This is a genomic window from Coprococcus sp. AF51-11b1, assembly GCF_027682785.1.
Classification (GTDB): Bacteria; Bacillota; Clostridia; order Lachnospirales; family Lachnospiraceae; genus Allocoprococcus; species Allocoprococcus comes.
Genome location: NZ_JAQCZB010000012.1, coordinates 23,706 through 47,090, shown reverse-complemented (window position 1 = coordinate 47,090; position 23,385 = coordinate 23,706). Strand labels below are relative to the sequence as shown.

At 43.1% G+C, this 23,385-nt stretch carries 19 protein-coding genes, 1 tRNA gene and 1 pseudogene; 18 read left to right on the top strand and 3 right to left on the bottom strand.

Annotated elements, in window-relative coordinates; translation table 11 throughout:
• Positions 1-159: 159 nt before the first annotated feature.
• The 7 genes from efp to PGY05_RS12220 all read left to right on the top strand — a co-directional run bounded on the left by efp (position 160) and on the right by PGY05_RS12220 (position 7,531).
• Complete coding sequence (gene efp, locus PGY05_RS12250) at positions 160-717, top strand: elongation factor P (protein WP_022220387.1); 558 nt, start codon at positions 160-162, stop codon at positions 715-717.
• Between the two features lie 251 nt (positions 718-968).
• The gene (locus PGY05_RS12245; RefSeq protein ID WP_008375058.1) at positions 969-1,802 is read left to right on the top strand and encodes a DUF5688 family protein; all 834 of its coding nucleotides are present in this window, start codon (positions 969-971) and stop codon (positions 1,800-1,802) included.
• Between the two features lie 15 nt (positions 1,803-1,817).
• The gene (locus tag PGY05_RS12240; RefSeq protein ID WP_022220388.1) at positions 1,818-2,195 is read left to right on the top strand and encodes a PBECR2 nuclease fold domain-containing protein; all 378 of its coding nucleotides are present in this window, start codon (positions 1,818-1,820) and stop codon (positions 2,193-2,195) included.
• 347 nt (positions 2,196-2,542) lie between these two features.
• Positions 2,543-3,256, top strand: coding sequence for a response regulator transcription factor (locus PGY05_RS12235; protein WP_008375063.1), 714 nt, complete (start codon positions 2,543-2,545; stop codon positions 3,254-3,256).
• On the top strand, positions 3,243-4,403 hold the full coding sequence (locus PGY05_RS12230) for a sensor histidine kinase (protein ID WP_172676443.1): 1,161 nt from the start codon (positions 3,243-3,245) through the stop codon (positions 4,401-4,403). Before PGY05_RS12235 ends, PGY05_RS12230 begins: the two co-directional genes overlap by 14 nt.
• 69 nt (positions 4,404-4,472) lie before the next feature.
• Positions 4,473-5,138: an ABC transporter ATP-binding protein gene (locus PGY05_RS12225; protein WP_270475997.1), complete on the top strand. Its 666-nt coding sequence runs from the start codon at positions 4,473-4,475 to the stop codon at positions 5,136-5,138.
• Positions 5,135-7,531, top strand: coding sequence for an FtsX-like permease family protein (locus tag PGY05_RS12220; RefSeq protein WP_270475996.1), 2,397 nt, complete (start codon positions 5,135-5,137; stop codon positions 7,529-7,531). The genes PGY05_RS12225 and PGY05_RS12220 overlap by 4 nt, the downstream gene beginning before the upstream one ends.
• Positions 7,532-7,729: 198 nt before the next feature.
• Here the strand turns inward: PGY05_RS12220 and PGY05_RS12215 are convergent.
• A tRNA-Arg gene (locus tag PGY05_RS12215) sits at positions 7,730-7,801 on the bottom strand.
• Between the two features lie 258 nt (positions 7,802-8,059).
• Here PGY05_RS12215 and PGY05_RS12210 point away from each other — a divergent pair.
• The 6 genes from PGY05_RS12210 (at position 8,060) to PGY05_RS12185 (ending at position 18,893) form a co-directional block, all read left to right on the top strand.
• Entirely contained in the window at positions 8,060-8,683 is a 624-nt protein-coding gene (locus tag PGY05_RS12210) for a hypothetical protein (protein WP_270475995.1), read from the top strand.
• Positions 8,684-8,935: 252 nt separating this feature from the next.
• Positions 8,936-10,702, top strand: a complete 1,767-nt coding sequence (gene argS / locus PGY05_RS12205) for an arginine--tRNA ligase (protein ID WP_195487922.1) — start codon at positions 8,936-8,938, stop codon at positions 10,700-10,702.
• A 51-nt stretch (positions 10,703-10,753) separates the two neighbouring features.
• Entirely contained in the window at positions 10,754-11,899 is a 1,146-nt protein-coding gene (locus PGY05_RS12200) for an alanyl-tRNA editing protein (RefSeq protein WP_195487905.1), read from the top strand.
• A 19-nt stretch (positions 11,900-11,918) separates the two neighbouring features.
• A complete protein-coding gene (locus PGY05_RS12195) occupies positions 11,919-12,698 on the top strand; it encodes a CPBP family intramembrane glutamic endopeptidase (protein WP_173689826.1) in 780 nt (259 codons plus the stop codon).
• Between the two features lie 147 nt (positions 12,699-12,845).
• Positions 12,846-17,381, top strand: coding sequence for a glutamate synthase large subunit (gene gltB, locus PGY05_RS12190; protein WP_195412869.1), 4,536 nt, complete (start codon positions 12,846-12,848; stop codon positions 17,379-17,381).
• Between the two features lie 12 nt (positions 17,382-17,393).
• On the top strand, positions 17,394-18,893 hold the full coding sequence (locus tag PGY05_RS12185) for a glutamate synthase subunit beta (protein WP_270475994.1): 1,500 nt from the start codon (positions 17,394-17,396) through the stop codon (positions 18,891-18,893).
• A gap of 104 nt (positions 18,894-18,997) precedes the next feature.
• Here the strand turns inward: PGY05_RS12185 and PGY05_RS12180 are convergent, their stop codons facing one another.
• Positions 18,998-19,366 (bottom strand): VOC family protein, encoded by a 369-nt coding sequence (locus tag PGY05_RS12180; protein ID WP_117556070.1) that lies wholly within the window; start codon positions 19,364-19,366, stop codon positions 18,998-19,000.
• A gap of 242 nt (positions 19,367-19,608) precedes the next feature.
• On the opposite strand from PGY05_RS12180, the gene PGY05_RS12175 reads away from it, so the two are divergent.
• Entirely contained in the window at positions 19,609-20,793 is a 1,185-nt protein-coding gene (locus PGY05_RS12175; protein WP_270475993.1) for a C40 family peptidase, read from the top strand.
• A gap of 181 nt (positions 20,794-20,974) precedes the next feature.
• Here PGY05_RS12175 and PGY05_RS16800 read toward each other — a convergent pair whose 3' ends face one another.
• Entirely contained in the window at positions 20,975-21,331 is a 357-nt protein-coding gene (locus PGY05_RS16800) for a zinc-ribbon domain-containing protein (protein WP_211133262.1), read from the bottom strand.
• Here PGY05_RS16800 and PGY05_RS12165 point away from each other — a divergent pair.
• The 4 genes and pseudogenes from PGY05_RS12165 to PGY05_RS12150 all read left to right on the top strand — a co-directional run bounded on the left by PGY05_RS12165 (position 21,325) and on the right by PGY05_RS12150 (position 23,344).
• On the top strand, positions 21,325-21,711 hold the full coding sequence (locus PGY05_RS12165; protein ID WP_211133263.1) for a site-specific integrase: 387 nt from the start codon (positions 21,325-21,327) through the stop codon (positions 21,709-21,711). The genes PGY05_RS16800 and PGY05_RS12165 overlap by 7 nt on opposite strands.
• 155 nt (positions 21,712-21,866) lie before the next feature.
• Positions 21,867-22,407 (top strand): annotated as a pseudogene (locus PGY05_RS16700) (RNA 2'-phosphotransferase).
• Positions 22,408-22,409: 2 nt separating this feature from the next.
• Entirely contained in the window at positions 22,410-23,165 is a 756-nt protein-coding gene (locus PGY05_RS12155) for a metallophosphoesterase (protein ID WP_270475992.1), read from the top strand.
• 41 nt (positions 23,166-23,206) lie between these two features.
• Positions 23,207-23,344, top strand: a complete 138-nt coding sequence (locus PGY05_RS12150) for a hypothetical protein (RefSeq protein WP_156330618.1) — start codon at positions 23,207-23,209, stop codon at positions 23,342-23,344.
• Positions 23,345-23,385: the final 41 nt, after the last annotated feature.

The following is a 23,385-nucleotide window of genomic DNA, read 5'->3' as shown; positions in this document are numbered from 1 at the left end:
ATGCCTATATGAAATAGCAAAAAAATACGGAAAATCAGGGAAATCTGTAATTGATTGAAATTTTTTGTTGAAAAATAGAGTTTTTTATTATAGAATTATAAGTAATGTATATAAAAAGTAAAAGGAATGCCCCAGGGCATATATAAGGAGGATATTACAATGATTTCAGCAGGCGATTTTAGAAATGGTCTTACAGTACTGATCGAAGGTAACATTTATCAGATTCTGGAATTCCAGCATGTAAAACCGGGAAAGGGAGCAGCTTTCGTTAGAACAAAACTTAAAAACATCATCAGTGGTGGTGTAGTAGAAAAGACTTTCCGTCCGACAGAGAAATTCGATACCGCTCATATCGACAGAAAAGATATGCAGTATCTGTATTCTGATGGTGAACTCTATCACTTTATGGATGTTGAGACATTCGACCAGATCGCAGTTGATGGAGATACAGTAGGAGATTCCCTCAAGTTTGTAAAAGAGAACGAGATGGTTAAAGTATGTTCACATGAAGGTAACGTATTCTCAGTAGAGCCGCCGATCAGTGTGGAACTTGAAGTTACAGAGACAGAGCCGGGAGTAAAAGGTGATACAGCTACAGGTGCTACCAAACCGGCTATCGTTGAGACAGGAGCAAGTGTTCTTGTACCGCTTTTCGTTAACCAGGGTGACAAGATCAAAATTGATACCCGTACAGGAGAGTACAGCTCAAGAGCATAATCCTTTCGTCATAATTCACAAAATTAAGACAGAGATAAAAGCCGAAAGCAGAGGCAAGTCCTCATGCTTTCGGCTTTTTTGCATGTCAATGCCATTTTGGAGGGGAAAAGAATGTTCTTGTAATCTGAAAAAAGGGCAGATATAATTGGCAGTACACACCTGCTTGAATGCAGGTGATATTCAAATCATAAGCTGCCTTAAGATGGCAGAAAAGGTTCTTTGCGGTGCATGGCTTTCAGGAAGGAGAACGGATGAATTATACAGAATTTATGAATGCTATGTTATGCGAGATCAGAGGACAGGTAGATGCGCAGGTGAGGACGGAGTTGTACACCGTGACGAAGAATAATGGAACCAGAAGAACAGGGATTCTTTTTAAGCAGGAGGACAGCAACCTTGCACCGACGATCTATCTGGAGGAATTTTACCAGAAGTATCTGAAGGGGCAGCAGGTACCGGATCTGGCGGATTCCATTTGCAGTATTTATCAGGAGATACGGGTGAAGAAGACCTGTGATTGTCAGAATCTGTTTGATTTTAATCATGTAAAAGAGCATATCGTGTACAAACTGATCCGGCGGGATGCCAACGAAGAACTGTTAAAGCAGATTCCTTATGAGCCGTTCCTGGATCTGGCAGTGGTCTATTATATCCAGATAGACAACACACGCTTTGGCTCGGCGGCGATCCAGATCCGCAACGAGCATCTGCGGTACTGGCGTGTGGAAAAGGAAGAGATCCGCCGTCTTGCCGAGAAGAATACACCGCGGATCTATCCGGTGCAGATCAGGCAGATTGTGCGCTTTATGTATGTGGCGACGAACGAGCAGTGCAGTCTGGGGGCAGCAGTGATGCGGTATCCGGATTTCCGGGAAAAGGTCAGGGGGATGATCAGAGGGGATTTCTATATCCTGCCAAGCAGTATCCATGAAGTGATACTGGTGCCGGAAAGCTTTGGACTGGAGCCGGAGCGGATGCAGGAAATGGTAAAAGAGATCAATCAGACCGGAGTGGCACCGGAGGAAGTACTTTCGGATTCTGTGTATTACTTTGATGGGGAGGAGATTCGGATCGTGGCGAAGTAGGGATAGATTATAAACGTGTATAGAGTAGGGAAAATTGACAGGGAAATATACCATTGTATAGCAGAGGATATAGTAACAGATGAAGTTATTATAACTGTTGTGCAGATTATGCATATTCGGGAAAGACATCCCAATGATTATGAACTTTTTTCTACATACTTTGACGAGATAATACGGGATCTGGATTATATAATTGAAGCGAAGAAACCCAATACAGCGTTGATACTAAAAGAAATTAAGGACGTTAAAGAAGTATTTAAAATGGTTTTACGTTTGATTACATCAAAGGATAATCTGGACTACAAAAATTCAATTATCACATTTATGAAAATAGATGATAAGGAATGGAACAGGCTGCTGCGCAACAAGAAAATTCTTTACAAAAGAGAATAATATTGATATACTGAATGTAGAGAAAAATTCATTCATATGATTATCTAAGGTGGAAGATTTCGTGCGATCCACACGCCGATGGTATAGACAGGGGAAACCTGAGAGATGCAGGAGAAGCGCACGCCTGCTGGATAATCATTTGAAGAAGACTTAAAGAGGTGTCGCAGGTTTGCGGCACCTTTTTGTGTATACGATGAGCCAAGTGCAGATTTGTGCTTGCACAAGAATCTGTATTTTGCGAATGTACATCACCTGGCTGTTAAGCGAGATGGTGTACAAAGTATACGAATCAAGTAGGAGTCAGCTTACGTAATCATACAATAGAAATAAAGAAAGGAATTCCGAGCATGAACACAGAAATTTTAGTAATTGAAGATGACGACCTGGTAAGACAGGGAATCGTAGACATCCTGGAACTAAAGGGATGGAATGCGGTTGCAGCGAAGTCTTGTAGCGAAGCACTCGTAAGGATCCGGGGAGAAGAATATATGCTGTATGTACTGGATATGAAGCTGCCAGACGGGAACGGAATCATGCTCTGCAGGGAGATCCGCAGATATACAGACAATCCCATTCTTTTCTTATCAGCCTATGACAGTGAAGAATTTATCGTAGAAGGATTTGAAGCGGGAGCAAATGACTATGTGATCAAGCCTTTCCGCACATTTGAATTTATTGCGAGAATCAAGGCTTTGCTGCGACGTACCGGTATGCAAAACGGCAAGAAAGTGAAAAAAGGAATCAAAAGCGGAGAATATGAACTGGATTTGCAGAAGCAGATTTTGCAGAAGGATGGTGTCCGAATCGATCTTACAAGGACCGAATATCAGATTCTGTGCAGCCTTCTTGCAAACGCACCGAATCTTGTTGCGAGGGAGTTCCTGTTGGACACTATCTGGGATTTTAATGAAAATTATATCGATGACAATACCTTGTCTGTACATATGAACCGGCTGAGAAAGAAGCTGACTGCAGAAAATGAGCAGGATCCGATTGAGACAAAGCGTGGAGTTGGTTATGCATGGACGCTGAAAGCTGAGGATGTGTATGATGAGATCTGAGAGAAAGACGGAGAAATGGAGAATACCGGGAAAATGGACTCTGATTTTTCTTTTGATATTGCTGGCTTTTTATGGATACCAGAATATTCTTGCAGAAAATTATGAAAGACAGGTTGTTTCCTGGATCGGACAGACAGAAAAAGACAGAACGGTTTCTGCCTTTACAGAACCGGATGAAGAAGCATATCAGAAGGGCTGCGAGGCATTGAAAGAGGCAGGGTATGAAGAGACAGGAAAAATCTGGCTGGAAAAGAGAATCCGAAGTTACGGAATAGGTGTGTTTGTGGCTGCGATCGGCATCATCTGCATTGTTGGTCTGCTGACAGAATTGCACATGGAGAAAAGACGGAAAAAAGCACTGGATAATCAATTGGCAGAAAAAGACAGGGAACTGGAAGCAAAGCTGGCGGAAGAAAAAGAATTTCTGCATCGTGACCGGCAGAAAATGGGAACTTACATGGAAAATATTTCCCATCAGCTAAAAACACCGATTGCGGGAACACTTCTGAATCTGGAGGTGCTTCTTGTGACAGAAGAGGATGAAAAACGGTATCAGAAGCTGGAAGACTGTGTGAAAAAGGTGCAATGGATGTCCGATATGACGATCGTGCTTCTTAGGCTTGCGCAGATTGATTCCGGGAAAATCTGGATGAAGCGGAAAAAAGAAAATCTGACCGGACTGATCGAAGAATGTATAGACAGAACACAGCCTTTAGCGGAAGAAAAAGGAGTTGGATTTGAAATGGATGTTCCAAAAGAATGCCTGCTTTCCTGCGACGGATTCTGGCTGAAAGAGGCAATGGAAAATGTACTGAAAAATGCCGTAGAATATGCAGATACAGGAAGCCTGATTCAGATTCTGCTGAAAGAAGATACGGACTATTATAAGCTGTATATCACCAATCGGGGAAAACGGATTGAAGAAGAGAAAAGAGAGCTGATTTTTGACCGTTTCTACCAGATGGAACAGGGAAGTGGAATCGGAATTGGTCTGCATCTGGCAAGGGAAATTGTCACGCTCCATCAGGGAACGCTGAAGGTTGTGGATCGAAGCGGCTTGGAGGAGGCGACAACCTTCCAGTTTATACTGCCGAAGATGATCGCAAAAGATCATGCACAGGAAGAAATAAATCTTACGATTTCGTAAGATTAGGGTAAGTGAATCGAAAGACTGATCTGATATAGTAAGACTAACAAATGAAGGAGGTGGCAGAAGATGAAAACCGTAATCAGACTGGACAAGGTAAGCAAAAGCTATACCCTTGGTGAAAAGAAAATCACAGCATTAAAGGAGTTTTCTTTTGAAGTGAAAAGCGGTGAATTTGTGGCAGTGATGGGACGAAGCGGATCCGGGAAATCTACTTTTCTTAAGATTGCAGGAACACTGGAAAAGCCAGATGCCGGAGCAGTCTTCCTGAATGGAATACAGATTAACGGGCTTTCCCAAAAGAAGATCTGCAAGATCCGGCAGAAGAAAATCGGGTTTATTTTCCAACAGTATCAGTTACTGCCGGAGTATACGATCTGGGATAATGTATGCATGCCGCTTTATATCGCGCATACGGTACCGGATAAAGCTTATATCCGACAGCTTCTTGAAAAGGTCGGATTATGGGACAGGAACGGAGATTATCCGGATCAGTTATCTGGTGGAGAGCAGCAGAGAGTGGCAATTGCCCGTGCAATGGCAGCAAAGCCGGGAGTGATCCTTGCGGATGAACCGACCGGGAATCTGGACTATCAGACTGGACAGGAGATCATGAAACTGATCTGCGCATCCAGAGAGCTTTACCGTCAGACAATTGTCATGGTGACACATGATATGGACAGTGCCAATTATGCGGACAGGATTGTGTATATGGAAGATGGTGCATTGCGATGAAAAGAGAGAAAAGACATGGAATTGAACGGGAACTCAGTATAAAAAGAATCCGCAGCCAGAAGAAATACAGTATCCTGATAGTCTCAGTCCTGCTTCTTACCTGCACACTGATTCAGATTGGTTTTCAGATGTCGGAAGGATTGAAAGCCGCATATGTCGAGAATCGTAAAGCAGTATATGGGGAGTGGGAACAGGTATTTTTGGATATGGATGAAAGCTCGGTAAAAGTGGCAGAAGAGAATCCATTTCTTGCACAGACCGGGGAAATAAGTATCTATGGGGCGATCGCCGGAGATTATCTGGAAAACCGTCAGATGAATATCGGGACAATGGACGAGACGGCGTGGAAGCTTGGCAGACTGGAAATGAAAGAAGGACGCCTGCCGGAAAATGAGCATGAGATCGTAATGGAATACAGTACACTTCGCTCACTTGGATATGAGGAGATGCTTGGAAAAGAGATTACACTGGATATTACACCGGCGCTTTCCATTCTGGATCAGGGGGAATCAAAAAGCTATTCGTATACTTTATGCGGGATCCTAAAAGATTATCAGATAAACTGGGAAATCTGCAACCGGCATCGGTTTCCAACTGGAATTGTGACACAGGAAGGCGGGAACAGGATCGGCTCTGTTCAGGATATGCATATGCTTGTAAAAGCGAAAGAAGGCAGTGAAAGTGTTTATAAAGATCTGAAAGACAGCGAAGAATTTACCTGCGGCATGGATGACAATGTGGAACAGGACAAACTTTCTGATGTAAGTCTTCCGTATATGGATTTTCTGGAAAATATCCGTTTGCTGATTGGTGGTGCGTCGATCTGTATCCTGTTTCTTACGGTATCGCGTTCGATTATCTCAAGAGAACAGTTCTGGAGGTTCCTGGATGCACTTGGAATGAGAAGAGGGCAGATGTACCAGATTATTTTCTGGGAAGCAGTTCTGTTTGGTGTAGGAGCTGTTATTGTTGGAAATCTTGCAGGGATTGGGATTTACCAGCTGGTTATCCCTGCTTTTGAAAAGATAACCGAGCAGACATTACCACAGGCGATTGCATGGGAAGGAGTCCTTTTTGAAACTGGCTTCAGTATCTTATGTATTGCTGCAAGTTATGGACTCAGTGCAGTACAGCTTTGCATACTTCTGAAAGAAAAAAAGAAGAAAGTTCAGAAAAGAAGGGGAAAGTACAGGAAGATCGTCCGATTCACGCCGGGAAGAGTTTTACTTCATAAATGGCAGATGCATCGTGTGCGTAAGAGTGTAGAAATTGTTCTTCTGGCAAGTGCTTTGCTGATCGTGGGATTTGGAAAGATGGAAATATCAACCAGACAGGAAGAACTGAAAGTATATCAAAGGCTGACAGGAAATGGATACTATTTGAGTACAATGGAGATTACGAATTCTCCGGGAATTTCCAGGCAGACAGTTGATAAACTGGAACAGGTTGCCGGAGTAATTTCTGTAGAACAATATCATAACAATGAAAAAGAGGAGTTCTGGATTGATCTGTCAGAATATGCTGAAAGCGAGTATTTTCAGAAAGTAGTCGAAACATTGGTGGCATATCTGAATGAGACATCAATAAAGGAAAAGATATCTATTGAGAAAGTAAGATTGTCTTTGCTTACAATAGACAGCTGGCAGGATATACAGCGTTTTCTGAGAAATCTGGATGAAGGCAGCCTGACAAAAGAAGAATTTGAACAGGGAGATTTTTGCATTCTGGATCTTACAGAGTTGCAGGAATATGACGGAAAATATCTGAGTGCAGTCAGCCCGGACGGACAAGGAATATCAGAAGATACGGTACAGGTTGGTGATGAACTTCCGGTTTATACATTGAATGAGAATGGAAGTAGAAACGAAAATCCGATTCCAGTAACAGCGATTTTACGTGGCATGAAGGAAGAAGACGTGCGGAATCCACAGATAGGTGGATCTGGTATATCGATGATTGTTGGAAAGAATTTCTGGAAGAAATTTGGGAAAAGCAGAATTATGGAATATGATCAGATCGTAAAAATTCTGGTATCGGATGATGCGGACGCGTATGATACGGAAGGGCATATTCTAAGTATTTTAAAACAGGGAACAGCTGTAAATGTGCAGAATAACCATGAAGAGTATAAGAAAATACGTCAGGAATTATATTCCTTTATAGGAATGTACAGCATTTTTGCAGTGTTTTACATGATTCTGATTTCCATAGTTTTGTATCAGATGTTTCTTGCGGAGAAGCAGGAAGAAAAAAGAGAAGGGGAAATCTTACAGTCACTTGGAATGGAAGAAAAGTTCCTGAAGAAAATGCATCGGATAGAAGTTCTTTGGATGACAGGATGCGCAGGAGTGATTGGAGTTCTTACGTTATGGGGTGCTTGCCGACTGATATAGAGGAGGCTTTGAAGAAAGAATAAATTAGTTGAAAGCAGCCGGAAATGGCTGTAATATAGGCTGGATTTTTCTTGATCATTATTGGTGTTCTGCTGATTCAGGCAAAGCGTATAGAAGCAAAAGAACGGATTCAGGTGGGAATTGGATTAGTGGCAATAAAAAAGACTGTCAAGCCATAAAAGCTTCACAGTCTTTTCACGTCCCTGATCAGAATCGAACTGACGCACCCGCCTCCGGAGGGCGGTGCTCTATCCACTGAGCTACAAGGACATTTACTAATATAGCACTTGCCCAGAAAAAAATCAAGAAGAAATTTCGAACAGGACAAGTAAAACGGGATGAACAGAATAGCAGCCGGAATACCATTTGAAAGTGATTTGATACACAGAGTGGGCATTAGCATAAAGTAATTTTAATGCAGAAAAAGAATAAATAATCGCTTCGACAAAACCAGTCAAAACAAGTCTTCCTTCGCTATTGACGCAAAAGCGGGCATTGCGTATGATAGGTGACAAAGGAGGAAATGCCATGTCGGAAGAAAAAAGGATGCCCGTCCTTACAGGCCAAAAGAAGCAGATTTTCTACACTGGTCTTGTGTATCTGCTGGTCTGCTTTATGACGGCGGGAGTCACCGCTTTTCTTACGAAAGAGAAAAAAGATGAGGTAAAAGAAGTAAGTGCAGTTGTTACAGAAGAGCCAAAAGTAAATACCGGATACGCAGCGATGGAAACCAATCCACTTCTGGAGAACCGGGACGAAGAGCTTGCGGGTGCAGTAGAAGCATACTATCAGGAACTTTCCGGAAAAGAAGCCTATGCCGAAGCATACGATGGGATTGCGATTTACACGAAAGACGGCAAAGCAAAAGGCAGCAGGATCCTGTATGTACGGTACAATATGAAGATCCGTGGAATTTACACTGAAGTACCGGGACTTGAAACCTTATATGCGGTCAAGGACAAAGATGGAAAATTCGATATTCAGGCAGAGATCTCTGACGAGCAGATTCAGACGATAATTGAAGAAGTCTCCGCACAGACAGATGTGCAGGAGCTGTTTGCACAGGTAGAAGCGGATTATGAACAGGCACTTGGTTCAGATGCACTGCTCGCACAGGCGGTGGAAGATCTGAAAAATGCAGTGAATCAGTAACACTGTAAATACAGCGAGCCAGTAACGTCTGAAAAAAGCGGTAAAGTCTATGAAAAAATGTTGTGCGTCAGCAGAAGTGGATGCTGTCTTGCCAAAAATTCATAAAGAATGCAGAATTTCAGGCAACATCCAGTCTCCGGATTGCGATTTTCTATTGCGCTTACATAAGGATTCAGATATAATAAATAAAGCGGCGCAGGCAAAGAGTCTGCGCTAACGTTTATGATGAAAAAGAGAGGAACGATCGATACTATGAAGAAGATCCTGGATCTGATTACAGAAGAAATGGAACAGGCATTTGCAGATGCCGGATACGAGAAAGAACTGGCGCGTGTTACACTTTCCAACCGCCCGGATTTATGTGAATATCAGTGCAATGGTGCGATGGCAGGTGCAAAAAAGTACCACAAAGCACCGATCATGATCGCAGAAGAAGTTGTGGCAAAGATTCCGGAGAACGGATATATCAGCGGAGCAGAAGCAGTTAAGCCAGGTTTCATCAACCTGAAGACCAACCCGGCAGCAGTCGCAGATTATCTGAACCAGATGGAAGCAGACGAAAAGCTCGGCGTGGAAGAAGTAGAGAATCCAAAGACAATCGTCATTGATTACGGCGGACCGAACGTGGCAAAACCGCTTCACGTCGGACATCTCCGTTCCGCGATCATCGGAGAAAGCGTAAAGAGAATCACCCGTTTTATGGGCAATAAAGTAATTGGTGATATCCACCTTGGAGACTGGGGATATCAGATGGGACTGATCATCACAGAACTGAAGAAGCGCCAGCCGGAGCTTCCGTATTTTGATGATAATTTCACCGGAGAATATCCAAAAGAAGCACCATTTACCATCAGTGACCTGGAGGAAATCTATCCGGCAGCGTCCGCTTATGCAAAAGAGCATGATGATTACAGAGAAGAAGCACTGGATGCGACCTTCCAGCTGCAGAGCGGAAAGCGCGGCTACCGTGCAATCTGGGATCACATTATGAATGTGTCTGTGACTGACTTAAAGAAAAACTATGCGAACCTGAATGTCGAATTTGACCTCTGGAAAGGGGAATCTGACGCACAGAAATACATCCCGGATATGGTGGAAAGGCTGAAGAAGGAAGGTTATGCGCATATTGATAATGGAGCACTCGTGGTAGATGTCAAAGAAGAGACCGATACCAAAGAGATCCCACCGTGTATGATCCTGAAGTCCGACGGTGCAGCACTTTATGATACCACAGACCTTGCAACACTGGTAGAGCGTGAAGAACTGTTCCAGCCGAACGAAGTCATCTATGTAGTTGACAAACGTCAGGAACTGCATTTTGTACAGGTATTCCGCTGCGCGAAGAAGACCGGCATTGTAAAAGAGGATACAAAACTTACTTTCCTTGGATTTGGTACGATGAACGGAAAAGACGGAAAACCGTTCAAGACCAGAGAAGGCGGCGTTATGCGTCTTGAGAACCTGATCCGCGAGATCACAGAAAAGATGTATGAAAAGATCACAGAGAACCGTACAGTATCGGAAGAAGAGGCAAAAGCAACAGCGAAGATGGTCGGAATGGCTGCGATCAAATACGGAGACCTCTCCAACCAGGCAGCAAAAGACTATGTATTCGATGTAGACAGATTCACTTCTTTTGAAGGAAATACAGGTCCGTACATCCTGTACACCATCGTTCGTATCAAATCAATCCTGAACAAGTACAAAGAATCAGGAAAGAGTATGGACGATATCAAGATCCTTTCGGCTACAAGTGAGAGCGAAAAAGCTCTGATGCTGGAAGCTGCGAAGTTTGGCAGTGTGATGGAGAATGTATACGAAGAACTTGCACCACACAAGATCTGCGCATATATTTATGATCTTGCAAATGCATTTAACCGTTTCTACCATGAGACAAAGATCCTGGCAGAAGAGGATGAACAGAAGCAGAAGAGCTACATTGCCCTTCTTACACTGACAAGAGACATTTTGACAACTTGCATCGATCTGCTTGGATTTGAAGCACCGGAAAGAATGTAAAAAGGCAGAAGCATCAGAAGTAATGACAATACGATAAAGAGGCGAGGACATATGACAGAGAAATTGTTTTACACAGACAGTCATCTGCAGGAATTTACTGCGGAGGTTGTGTCCTGCCGCCCGTGTGATAACGGATATGAGGCAGTTCTTTCAAGAACTGCCTTTTTTCCAGAAGGCGGCGGTCAGGCAGCAGATATCGGAGTGATTGACGGGATCAGAGTATATGATGTACAGGAAAAAGGAGACCAGATCTTTCACTATCTGGAAGGAGAACTGGAGGAAGGAAAGACCGTGACCGGTCAGATCGACTGGGACAAACGTTTTTCACGGATGCAGCAGCACAGTGGAGAACATATCGTATCGGGAATCGTTCATGCACGTTTTGGATATGATAATGTGGGATTCCATTTGAATGATGAGCTGTGCACTCTGGACTTAAGTGGTCCGCTCACGAAGGAGGAGCTTCGCGAGGTGGAAAATGCGGCAAATGAAGCGGTATTTGCAAATGTACCGGTTCAGATAAGTTATCCGTCTAAAGAAAAATTGAAGACGTTGGATTACCGCAGTAAGATAGAGATTGACGGACAGGTGCGTATCGTGACGATACCGGGATATGACGTGTGTGCCTGTTGTGCACCGCATGTGTATTTTACCGGAGAGATCGGTCTTATCAAACTGGTGCAGAGTCAGAATTATAAAGGCGGTATCCGGATCACTATGCTGTGCGGAAGAAGGGCACTGAAGGATTATCAGCAGAAAGAAGAAAGCGTGAAGGCGATCATGGGAAGCCTTTCAGCGAAGGAAGAATTGATTTCTGAAGCAGTTGAACGCGTAAAAGAGGAATGTACACAGCTGAAGAGTGAACTTGCAGAGACAAGATATCAGATTCTTGAAGCACAGGCAGAAAAAATTCCGGAGGGACAGAAAAAGGTCTGTATTTTTGATAGCAAATTAAGTGGGAATGAACCACGTGAGCTTATGAACCTTGTACTGAAAAAAGGAACGGAAGTATGTGCGGTATTTGCAGGAAACGAAGAGAGTGGATATCGTTATGTGATCGGCAGTGAGACAGAGGATGTGCGCCCGTACAGCAAGATCCTCAAAGAACAGTTTGACGGAAGAGGCGGTGGAAAACCGGTCATGGTACAGGGTTCTGTAAATGGAAGTGAAGAGGCAATCCGAAAAGTTTTTGAGTAAGAGAAGGCGGAGATGAAGAATGCGAGACAGGAAAACAGGGAGAATTATCTGGTATTTGTTCAGTGCGGTTCTGATCAAATGGGGTGTGGAGATCGCAGTAGCGACATTTGCACTTTCCTGCGGTCTACGCAGCAATATGGGAATTGGGGCAGTCTCTTCGATCATCACGATCCCAATGATTGCGTGGATCTACCGGAAAGATCAGGGACGCTATGAAAAGCAGCAGGAATCCTGGTGGAAATATAAAGCGGCTTCCCGATATGGAATGTGGCTTGTTATGATCGTCGGTGCAGTGACTGCGTGTGTGGCGATGAATGATATCGTCATGCTGATGAATATGCAGAGGATCAGCCAGGTTTATCAGAGCACAGAGCAGATCATTTACAGTGCACCGCGTTGGCTTCAGCTGGCGGGAGCCGGGATTCTGGCTCCGGTCGCAGAAGAGCTTGTTTACCGCGGGATGATCTACCGGCGGATGCGCGAGAGCCTTACCGCTGTGCAGGCAGGTGTGTTTGTATCCATTTTGTTCGGTGTCGGTCATGGAAATCTGCCACAGGGACTTTATGCAATGGTACTCGGACTTCTGCTTGCCTGCATTTATGAGAAATTCCGGAATATTGCAGCTCCGGTCCTGTTCCATATTGTTGTGAATATTACGTCATTATTGCTTTCGTGGTATGGGGGCTTTGAATGGATTCTGGGAACAGAGGGAAAAGCAGTTGGAATTACTGTACTGGCTACGTTGATTACTGTTATAATTTATGTAAAAATAAAAAATATAAGACAAGAAATACGATAATTAACTGAAAAATACTAAAAAAGTTCACAAAATAAATAATATCTGACAATTTCTGTAAAATTAGGGGTTTACTTTTGCAGACAAATGCTGTATAGTGTTAAATCATAAAAGCAACAACAAAACCGTTTTATAGAAAGGGCAGGTTATATGAGTGTAATACAACAAAATACAGAACAAGGCTTATACAGCCCTGATTTTGAGCATGACAACTGCGGTATCGGAGCTGTTGTGAACATCAAAGGGCAAAAGAGTCATGATACAGTCGCAAATGCGCTGAAAATCGTAGAAAATCTTGAACATAGAGCTGGCAAGGATGCCGAAGGGAAGACAGGAGACGGTGTAGGAATACTGTTACAGATTTCGCACAAGTTCTTTACAAATGTCTGTCGTCCCCTCGGCATCTTTTTAGGTTCTGAGAGAGATTACGGTGTGGGAATGTTTTTCTTCCCACAGGACGAACTGAAAAGGAATCAGGCAAAAAATATTTTCGAAGTCATTGTCGAAAAAGAAGGACTGAAATTCCTTGGATGGAGGGAAGTGCCGATCCGTAAAGAGATCCTTGGAAAGAAAGCACTCGAATGCATGCCGTGCATTATGCAGGGATTTATCGAACGACCGAAAAAAGTAAAACAAGGACTGGATTTTGACCGCAGACTTTATGTGGTAAGAAGAGTCTTTGAACAGAGCAGTGATGATACCTATGTAGCATCCTTGTCAAGCAGAACCATCGTGTACAAAGGAATGTTCCTTGTAAAACAGCTCCGGATGTTCTTTGAAGATCTGCAGAACCCGGATTATGAATCTGCGATCGCAGTTGTACATTCCAGATTCAGTACAAACACTAATCCAAGCTGGGAAAGAGCACATCCGAACCGTTTCATCGTACATAACGGAGAGATCAATACCATTCGTGGCAATGCAGATAAGATGCGGGCCAGAGAGGAAAACATGGAATCCGAGCATCTGGAAGGAGAGCTTTATAAAGTCCTTCCGGCAATCAATACCGCAGGTTCCGATTCTGCCATGCTGGATAACACGCTGGAATTCATGGTGATGAGTGGTATGCCGCTTCCGTTGGCAGTTATGATCACCATCCCGGAGCCATGGGCACAGAATGCAACGATGTCACAGAAGATCAAGGATTTCTATCAGTATTACGCAACGATGATGGAGCCATGGGACGGACCGGCATCCATCCTGTTCTCAGATGGAGATATTTTAGGAGCCGTACTTGACCGAAATGGACTCAGACCTTCCAGATATTACATCACAGATGATGACACACTGATCCTTTCTTCTGAGGTTGGTGTTCTGGATATCCCGCCGGAGAAGATCGTAGTCAAAGAAAGAATCCATCCAGGTAAGATGCTTCTTGTTGATACCGTTCAGGGGCGTGTCATCGACGACCAGGAACTGAAAGAAGAATATGCGGCAAGACAGCCTTATGGCGAATGGTTGAACAGTCAGTTGGTCAATTTAAGCGATTTAAAGATCCCGAATCAAAAAGTACCGCAGTATTCTAGAGAAGAATGCCAGAGACTGCAGAAAGCATTTGGATATTCTTACGAAGAAGTGAAGACTTCTATTTTAAATATGGCAATGAATGGAAGCGAAGGAATCGGAGCCATGGGTATCGATGCACCACTTGCCGTTCTTTCTGAGCAGCATCAGTCTCTGTTTGGATATTTTAAACAGTTATTTGCACAGGTAACGAACCCGCCGATCGACGCAATCCGTGAAAAAATCGTGACTTCGACAACGGTATATGTCGGAGAAGAAGGAAACCTTTTGGAACAGAAAGAGGAAAATTGTCATGTACTGAAGATCAATGATCCGATCCTGACAGATACCGATCTCCTGAAGATCCGTAACATGAAAGTCGACGGTTTCCGTGTGGCAGAAATTTCTACTACTTATTATAAAAACTCCAGCCTGGAAAAAGCGATCGATTATCTGTTTATCCAGGTAGACCGTGCAATCCGTGAAGGCATGAATATCCTGATTTTAAGTGACAGAGGTGTGGATGAATATCATATTGCGATCCCGTCCCTGCTTGCAACCTCAGCGGTTCATCAGCATCTGGTAAGAACTAAGAGAAGAACAGAGGTTGCCATGATCCTTGAGACCGGAGAACCAAGAGAAGTACATCATTTCGCAACGCTTTTGGGATATGGTGCATCTGCGATCAATCCGTATCTTGCACATGAATCGATCAAACAGCTGATCGATACAGATATGCTTCAGAAAGATTATTATGCAGCAGTCAATGACTATAATGAAGCTGTTATAAGCGGAATTGTCAAAATTGCATCGAAGATGGGAATTTCCACAATCCAGTCTTATCAGGGATCCATGATCTTTGAAGCGATTGGATTAAAACCGGAATTCATTGAAAAATATTTCACCGGAACTGTCAGCCGTGTCGGTGGTATCGGACTGGAAGAAATTGCAAAAGATTATATGGCAAGGCATTCCGAGGCCTTTGATCCGCTGGGACTTTCCGTAGATCTGACGTTGAACAGTGTGGGACAGCACAAGTCGAAGAGCGGTGGTGAAAAGCATCTGTACAACCCGAGAACGATCCATATGCTCCAGCAGTCCACAAGGCGCGGGGATTATGAAATGTTCAAGCAGTATACGCAGATGGTTGATGAAGAATCCAAAGGAATTACACTCCGTGGACAGATGGACTTCAATTATCCAAAGAAAGGAGTTCCGCTTTCGGAAGTAGAGAGTGTGGATTCAATCGTGACCAGATTTAAGACCGGTGCAATGTCTTACGGATCAATTTCAAAGGAAGCACACGAAACCCTTGCCCTTGCAATGAATGCACTGCACGGTAAGTCAAACTCCGGTGAAGGCGGAGAGGATATCGAGCGCCTTGGAACCGACAGAGGCTCTGCAATCAAACAGGTTGCCAGTGGACGTTTTGGTGTTACAAGCAGATATCTTGTCAGTGCAAAAGAGATCCAGATCAAGATGGCGCAGGGAGCAAAACCTGGAGAAGGTGGACATCTGCCGGGGGGAAAGGTTTACCCTTGGGTAGCAAAAACCAGACATTCTACGCCGGGTGTGGGACTGATCTCACCGCCGCCGCATCACGATATTTACTCGATCGAAGATCTGGCACAGCTGATCTATGACTGTAAAAATGCAAACAAGGATGCAAGAATTTCTGTCAAACTGGTATCTGAAGCCGGTGTCGGAACGGTTGCAGCGGGTGTTGCAAAAGCTGGAGCCGGACTGGTTCTGATCTCCGGTTATGACGGAGGTACAGGAGCAGCACCGAGAAGTTCTATCCATAATACCGGACTTCCGTGGGAGCTTGGACTTTCTGAAACACATCAGACACTGATCCAGAACGGACTGAGAGAAAGAGTCCGTATCGAGACAGACGGTAAGCTGATGAGTGGTCGTGATGTGGCGATCGCAGCACTTCTCGGTGCAGAGGAATTTGGATTTGCGACGGCACCGCTTGTAACCATGGGGTGCGTAATGATGCGTGTATGTAACCTGGATACCTGCCCGGTCGGAATTGCAACCCAGAATCCGGAACTGAGAAAGAGATTTGCCGGAAAACCAGAATATGTCATCAATTTCATGCGTTTTATCGCGGAAGAATTAAGAGAATATATGGCAAAACTTGGCATTCGTACTGTGGATGAACTGGTGGGAAGGACAGACCTTCTGAAAGTGAGAGATGTGCCGACATCCAAACGTGCTGCAACACTGGATCTTTCCAGAATCCTCAATAATCCGTATGCAAAAGAGAAGAAAGGCATGATCTTCAATCCGAAGAAAGTCTTTGATTTTGAACTAAATAAAACACTGGATGAAAGAGTTCTGGTAAAGGAACTTCTTCCGTCACTGGAAAAGAAACAGAAGAGAATCCTGGAGCTGGATGTAAAAAATACAGACCGTACATTCGGCACAATCTTCGGTTCTGAGATTACAAGACGTTATCCGGACGGACTGGAAGAAGACAGCTATGTGTTGAAATGTAAGGGCGCAGGCGGACAGTCATTCGGAGCATTTATACCAAAAGGTCTGACACTGGAACTGACCGGTGACAGCAATGATTATTTTGGTAAAGGACTTTCCGGTGGTAAACTGATCGTTTATCCGCCGACTGGTGTGAAATTTAAAGCTGATGAAAATATTATTATTGGTAACGTAGCGCTTTATGGTGCAACAAGCGGAAAAGTCTATATCAATGGTGTGGCAGGCGAACGTTTCTGTGTCCGTAACTCCGGAGCAACAGCAGTTGTAGAAGGGGTCGGTGATCATGGATGCGAATATATGACTGGTGGACGGGTTGCAATTCTTGGCAAGACCGGAAAGAACTTTGCAGCAGGTATGAGTGGCGGTGTTGCCTACGTTCTGGATATGGACAGTGATCTTTATACAAAAGTCAACAAACAGATGGTTAATATCGAAAAAGTAACATCTAAGTTCGATGTATCTGAATTGAAAGGTATGATCGAAGAACATGTAGCAGCAACCAATTCCGAGACGGGAAAAGAAATCCTGGATCATTTCAAAGAATACCTGCCGAAGTTTAAGAAGATCATTCCGCGTGATTACGAGAGAATGCTGACCCGCATCCTTCAGCTGGAAGAAAAAGGTCTCAGCAGCGAACAGGCAAAAACCGAAGCATTTTATGCGATCAAAGAAGGAAGATAGGAGGCCAAAAACGTGGGAAAAGCAACAGGATTTATGGATTATGACAGATGCGATGCAGAGTGCGAATCTCCAAAAGAGAGAATTAAGCATTTCCGGGAATTCCACACGCCTCTGTCAAAAGAAGAGCAGGAAATACAGGGCGCCAGATGTATGGCATGCGGCGTCCCGTTCTGCCAGGCGGGACAGATGATCGCAGGGATGGCAAGCGGCTGTCCTCTGCATAATCTGGTGCCGGAGTGGAATGACCTGATTTATCACGGCAACTGGGAAGAGGCATATTACCGGCTGAAAAAGACAAACAATTTTCCGGAATTTACTTCCAGGGTATGCCCGGGACTTTGTGAGGCGGCATGTACCTGCAACCTGCACGGAAGCCCGGTGACGACTAAAGCAAATGAATATGGGATTATTGAAAATGCTTACGAAAAGGGATATGCAAAAGCATGTCCGCCGAAAGCGCGTACCGGCAAAAAGATAGCGATAATCGGTTCCGGACCTTCCGGTCTCGCAGTCGCAGATCAGTTAAATAAACGAGGACATTTGGTAACAGTATTTGAGCGGGAAGATAAGCCGGGTGGACTTCTCCGTTATGGAATCCCGAATATGAAGCTGGAAAAACAGTTCATCGACCGGAAACTTGCAGTAATGGAAGAAGAAGGCATCCGTTTTGAAACTGGCTGCAATATTGGAAAAGATAAGAAATCTGCAGAACTTCTGAAAGCGTTTGACCGGGTGGTGCTTTGTTGCGGTGCATCCCATCCGCGTGATATAAAAGTACCCGGAAGAGATGCGAAAGGAATCTACTTTGCAGTAGATTTTCTGAAATCAACTACGAAATGTCTCTGGAAAAATGAGATGCAGCTGAAAGAAGGCGAATATATTTCTGCAAAGGGCAAAAATGTAATTGTCATCGGTGGTGGCGATACGGGAAATGACTGTGTTGGAACGTCGATCCGTCATGGTGCAAAATCCGTTCTTCAGCTGGAAATGATGCCGAAACTTCCGGATGAGAGAAGCGCTATGAATCCATGGCCGGAGTGGCCGAGAGTCTACAAGACAGACTATGGTCAGCAGGAAGCAATTGCTCTCTGGGGACATGATCCGAGGGTTTATCAGACAACGGTAAAGGAATTTGTCAAAGATAAGAATGGAAATCTTTGCAAGGTGGTTCTTGTGAAACTGGAAAGCAAGAAGGATGAAAAGACCGGACGTATGATGATGGCAGAGGTCGCAGGAAGTGAGTACACGGTAAATGCAGAACTGGTGCTGATCGCAGCGGGGTTCCTCGGAAGTGAGGATTATGTGACAAAGGCATTCGGTGTGGAAGTCAATGAGCGCACGAATGTTAAAACAGCTCCGGGTGAGTATAAAACGAATGTGCCGAATATATTTACGGCAGGAGATATGCACAGAGGACAGTCACTGGTTGTGTGGGCAATCCGGGAAGGAAGAGAAGCGGCACAGCAGATAGATCTGGATCTGATGGGGTATACGAATCTGTCAGTACAGTAATTAGTGGCGTTTGATTTTATGAAGGCGTAACCCGCCGCAAGGTGTAGGAAGTGGTTCCTGCACCTTGCGGCGGGCTACGCCTTTAATGAAAATGTGCAATAGATTTATTTTTCAGGTACGATTTCTAACCAGTAGCCGTCTGGGTCTTCGATGAAGTAGATGCCCATGGACTCATTTTCGAAACAGACGCAGTTCATTTCTTTATGGTGTGCGAGGGCGGCATCCATGTCGTCTACGGTGAAGGCGAGGTGGATTTCGTTGTCGCCGAGGTCGTATGGGCGGTCCATGTCGCGAAGCCAGGTGAGCTCGAGCTGATGAACGGAGCTTCCATCACCGAGGTAGACGAGCTTAAAACTTCCGTCAGCAGCATCTTTTTCGCGGACTACGGTGAGTCCGAGTGCATCTTTGTAGAATTGAATTGATTTTTCAAGGTCACGTACATTTAAGTTGTTATGGTTGAATTTGAAATTCATAGTGGAATCCTTCTTTCTTATTTAGTATTCTAGATTTATTGATTATGAAGTCAGTTTAGCATAAATAATAAGGATTACGCAAGGAATGGTTATTAGGAGTGATAACGAAAATATCAGTATATTATGATACCCTAGTAGAATATTACAAAAATGTTAAATTGTATTGCAAAAAATAGAAAAATGGTATATAATCGACCACAGGGTTAGGAAAATAATTAGTAAAAAATATAGGATGGGTGATTATGATAAAATTTAAACAAGTATTTTTGGCATCTGTTCTTGCAAGTTCAATGGTAGTTACGCCAGTATTTGCAGATGATGTCAGCAATCTGCAGAATAGTAAAAATGCAGCACAGAGTGAAGTGAATTCTCTTCAGTCAGAATTGCAGACACTAATTGAAAAAATGAGTAAGCTGGAAGATGATCTGGTGTCAACAGGTCAGCAGATCACACAGGCACAGGATGATCTTACTGTTGCTAAAGAAAAAGAACATCAGCAGTACGAAGATATGAAGAAGCGTATCAAGTATATGTATGAAGAAGGCAACTCGACTGCGATAGAGACTCTGATCAGTGCTGAGAATTTCTCAGACTTGCTTAACAAAGCAGAGTATGTTCAGAACGTACATAGTTATGACAGAAAGCAGCTTCAGGAATATATTGATACCAAGCAGCAGATTGCAGATCTGAAAGCACAGCTTGAAGAAGATCAGGCGAATCTGGAGTCTATGCAGTCTGATTATGAGGCAGAGCAGACGACGCTGAGTAATACGCTGGAATCTAAGAAAGAAGAAGTCGCAGATCTGGATCAACAGCTTCAGGCAGCTGTAGCAGCAGCTGAAGCAAAGAGGCAGGCAGAAGAAGCTGCAAAGGCAGCAAAAGCAGCTGAGTCAACAAAGTCAAATTCGACCGTTGCATCGACAAGCAACAGTGGTTCACAGACTGTAGGTAATACAACAAATAACAATAATAACAACACAACCGTTACACCGAGTGCACCAAGTACGCCAAGTACGCCAAGTACACCAAGTACCCCGACAGTGACTCCGGATACAAGTAATAATAACAGCAGTAGTGATAACGGTGGAAGTACATATGGCAACGGAAGCGCTATTTTAAGTGCAGCAGCAGCATACCTTGGAGTTCCTTATGTATGGGGCGGTACTTCGGGAAGTGGTGTTGATTGTTCAGGTCTTGTATACCTGGCACATCAGGCATGTGGTATTCCAATTACACGTAACTCATACAGTCAGGGAAGTGGCGGACAGGCAGTGTCAGACCCACAGCCGGGTGATGTTGTGTGTTACGGAGGACATGTGGGAATCTACGCAGGAGGCGGACAGATGATTCATGCACCGCAGCCGGGTGAGGTCGTATGTTATACAAGTGTTAATTATGCATACCACTGGTATAGAAGATACTGGTAAGAAACGAAGTAACTGAAGTAAGTAAAAAAAATTTTTGCGGAAATCGACGAAAACGTACATAATTCCATGAGAAGTTAAATACTGATTTTTGCTAAAAACTTGAAAAACGTACAAAATAAAAGAGATTTTCATTTGGCAAAAGCCATTTGAAAATCTCTTTTTTTGAAACTATTTTATTAACCTAAAAAAACTTCTTTTTTCTGAGACGTCCTTTGCAATAAGGGCAGGATTCTCGGTGTCTCTTCTGATAGAAAACTTTATCAGCAGGACTTAACGGATATTTGTGTTCAGAACTTCTTTTACAATTCCACCAAACCTTTTGTGAATATGTATCTAATATTTCATCGGGATTTACAAGGCAATAGTTTGCAATAAAATCCCAATCTTCCATTAAATCAGGATGAAGCGCGGCAAAGGATGTTTTTCCAGGAAGTGCTTTATGACCAGAGCAATAAGGACAATCCGCTTCACCGTTTATAACATCGATGATTCGAGCAGGATAATTACCGTGACAAGTAGGGCAACAATTTATTGGCATCACTAGAGCTGAAAGATAAGGTGAATTGGGACTATTTTATTTTGTTGGTTGCAAAAACAGGAATGAGATTTTCTGAACTAATTAAGCAATTGCCAGAGGATAAGCCAATTTTTGTTGATGGGGCAGTATACAATTTAACAGTAAACAATATACTTGCAAGACACTGTAAAGAATGCAATATACCAGTAATATCAATTCATGGATTGCGGCATACGCATGCGTCTTTGCTGCTGTTTACAGGTGTATCTATTGCTAGTGTAGCAAGAAGATTGGGACATTCGAGTATGACAACAACACAGAAAACATATTTACATATTATTCAGGAATTGGAAAATAAAGATATTGATTTAGTTATGCGTTCATTATCAAGTTTAAGTTAACGAATTACACGGCTTGCGTTGATTAAGAGTGATAAGAAAATGACCTGATTTATTTATACAAAAATTGGTATAGATAAGTTGGGTCATTTATTGTGCAGTATATTTGATTATGGTAATATAAAGATATGAATTTTCCAAAAGAAAAGAGAATGAAAATGAATTTAACAAGTACAAGTAAATTTGTTAGTTTAATCTTACGCCATAAACCAGAAACAATTGGAATCCAGTTGGATGAACATGGATGGGCAAATGTAGACGGGCTGATTGCCGGAATTTCGAAAACACGTGAATTTAATAGAGAAATGCTGGAAGAAATTGTTCGGACAGATAATAAGCAAAGATTTACCTTTAATGAAGATAAAACAAAGATTCGGGCAAATCAGGGACATTCGATTCCTGTTGATGTAGAATTACCAGAAGCAGTACCCCCCTGACAGACTCTGGCATGGAACTGGAGAAAAATATGTTGCATCCATTGATCAACAAGGATTGATTCCAAAGGGTAGGTTATATGTGCATTTATCATCAGACGCAGCTACAGCTACGAAAGTCGGCTCACGTCACGGAAAACCAGTGCTTTATATCGTAAAAACAAAAGAAATGTATGACGATGGATATTCATTTTTCTTATCAAAAAATGGAGTATGGTTAACAAAAGAAATCCCCGTAAAATATTTAATCAAAGAGGAGCAGTAAGGATGATTTATGCAACTGGCGACTGTCACGCTGATTTTACCAGGTTCAATACTAAAATTTTCCCGGAACAATATGAAATGACCAAAGATGATTATGTCATTATCTGCGGTGATTTTGGCGGAGTATGGAATCGCTTTGAAGAAAATAAACATGAGAAGCATTGGATGGACTGGCTGGAAGATCGTCCTTTTACAACTCTTTTTTGTGAGGGGAACCATGAGAATTTTGACAGGCTTTATAGCTATCCTATAGAAAAATGGAATGGTGGAAATGTACATAAGATTAGACCTTCGGTGATCCATCTTATGCGAGGACAGGTTTTTCAACTTTGCGGAAAGAAATTCTTTGTATTTGGCGGAGCAAAAAGTCATGATACAGACGGTGGGATTTTAGAACCAGAAGCCCCGGATTTCAAGAAGAAAAAGAAAGAACTGGATAAGGAATGGCTGCCGTATCGTGTGAATCACATTTCCTGGTGGAAAGAAGAAATGGCTTCAAAAGAGGAAATGGAAGAAGGATTAAGCAATTTATCTCAGAATAACAATGAGGTAGATTTTATTATCAGTCATTGTTGTGCTACAAGTACCCAGAAACAATTTGTAGATAAGACTTTTTCAGCAGATTCCATGACAGATTATCTGGAGCTTGTAAAGCAGCGGGTAAATTTTAAGAAGTGGTTCTTTGGTCATTATCATGATAATAAGAATATTGGACCGAAAGAAATACTGATATATGAGCAGATTATTCGGATACTGTGAGAAATTATAATTTGTGTATGACGAAGGGAGATTTTCGGTTTATGTGTAAATTGATGGAAGAATATGAGAAACGTACACTGAACCGGTTCATGAAAAAACTTACTGTTCCGGGCGAAAAATGTAATCTGAAGATGCGGATGAATCTGCGCTATGCATGTTTCAAATTTCTAGGTATGTAAAAAGAATCACTTATCAGAAAAATAAAAACAACAGGAGGAAA

Bases quoted from the DNA above. Each gene is read 5' to 3' on its own strand.
- PGY05_RS12225 (WP_270475997.1), top strand. From the start codon at position 4,473: ATGAAAACCGTAATCAGACTGGACAAGGTAAGCAAAAGCTATACCCTT.
- PGY05_RS12210 (WP_270475995.1), top strand. From the start codon at position 8,060: ATGTCGGAAGAAAAAAGGATGCCCGTCCTTACAGGCCAAAAGAAGCAG.
- gltB (WP_195412869.1), top strand. From the start codon at position 12,846: ATGAGTGTAATACAACAAAATACAGAACAAGGCTTATACAGCCCTGAT.
- PGY05_RS16800 (WP_211133262.1), bottom strand. From the start codon at position 21,331: ATGCCAATAAATTGTTGCCCTACTTGTCACGGTAATTATCCTGCTCGA.
- PGY05_RS12175 (WP_270475993.1), top strand. From the start codon at position 19,609: ATGATAAAATTTAAACAAGTATTTTTGGCATCTGTTCTTGCAAGTTCA.
- PGY05_RS12220 (WP_270475996.1), top strand. From the start codon at position 5,135: ATGAAAAGAGAGAAAAGACATGGAATTGAACGGGAACTCAGTATAAAA.
- efp (WP_022220387.1), top strand. From the start codon at position 160: ATGATTTCAGCAGGCGATTTTAGAAATGGTCTTACAGTACTGATCGAA.
- PGY05_RS12235 (WP_008375063.1), top strand. From the start codon at position 2,543: ATGAACACAGAAATTTTAGTAATTGAAGATGACGACCTGGTAAGACAG.
- PGY05_RS12150 (WP_156330618.1), top strand. From the start codon at position 23,207: ATGTGTAAATTGATGGAAGAATATGAGAAACGTACACTGAACCGGTTC.
- PGY05_RS12195 (WP_173689826.1), top strand. From the start codon at position 11,919: ATGCGAGACAGGAAAACAGGGAGAATTATCTGGTATTTGTTCAGTGCG.
- PGY05_RS12180 (WP_117556070.1), bottom strand. From the start codon at position 19,366: ATGAATTTCAAATTCAACCATAACAACTTAAATGTACGTGACCTTGAA.
- PGY05_RS12230 (WP_172676443.1), top strand. From the start codon at position 3,243: ATGATGAGATCTGAGAGAAAGACGGAGAAATGGAGAATACCGGGAAAA.
- PGY05_RS12155 (WP_270475992.1), top strand. From the start codon at position 22,410: ATGATTTATGCAACTGGCGACTGTCACGCTGATTTTACCAGGTTCAAT.
- argS (WP_195487922.1), top strand. From the start codon at position 8,936: ATGAAGAAGATCCTGGATCTGATTACAGAAGAAATGGAACAGGCATTT.
- PGY05_RS12245 (WP_008375058.1), top strand. From the start codon at position 969: ATGAATTATACAGAATTTATGAATGCTATGTTATGCGAGATCAGAGGA.
- PGY05_RS12200 (WP_195487905.1), top strand. From the start codon at position 10,754: ATGACAGAGAAATTGTTTTACACAGACAGTCATCTGCAGGAATTTACT.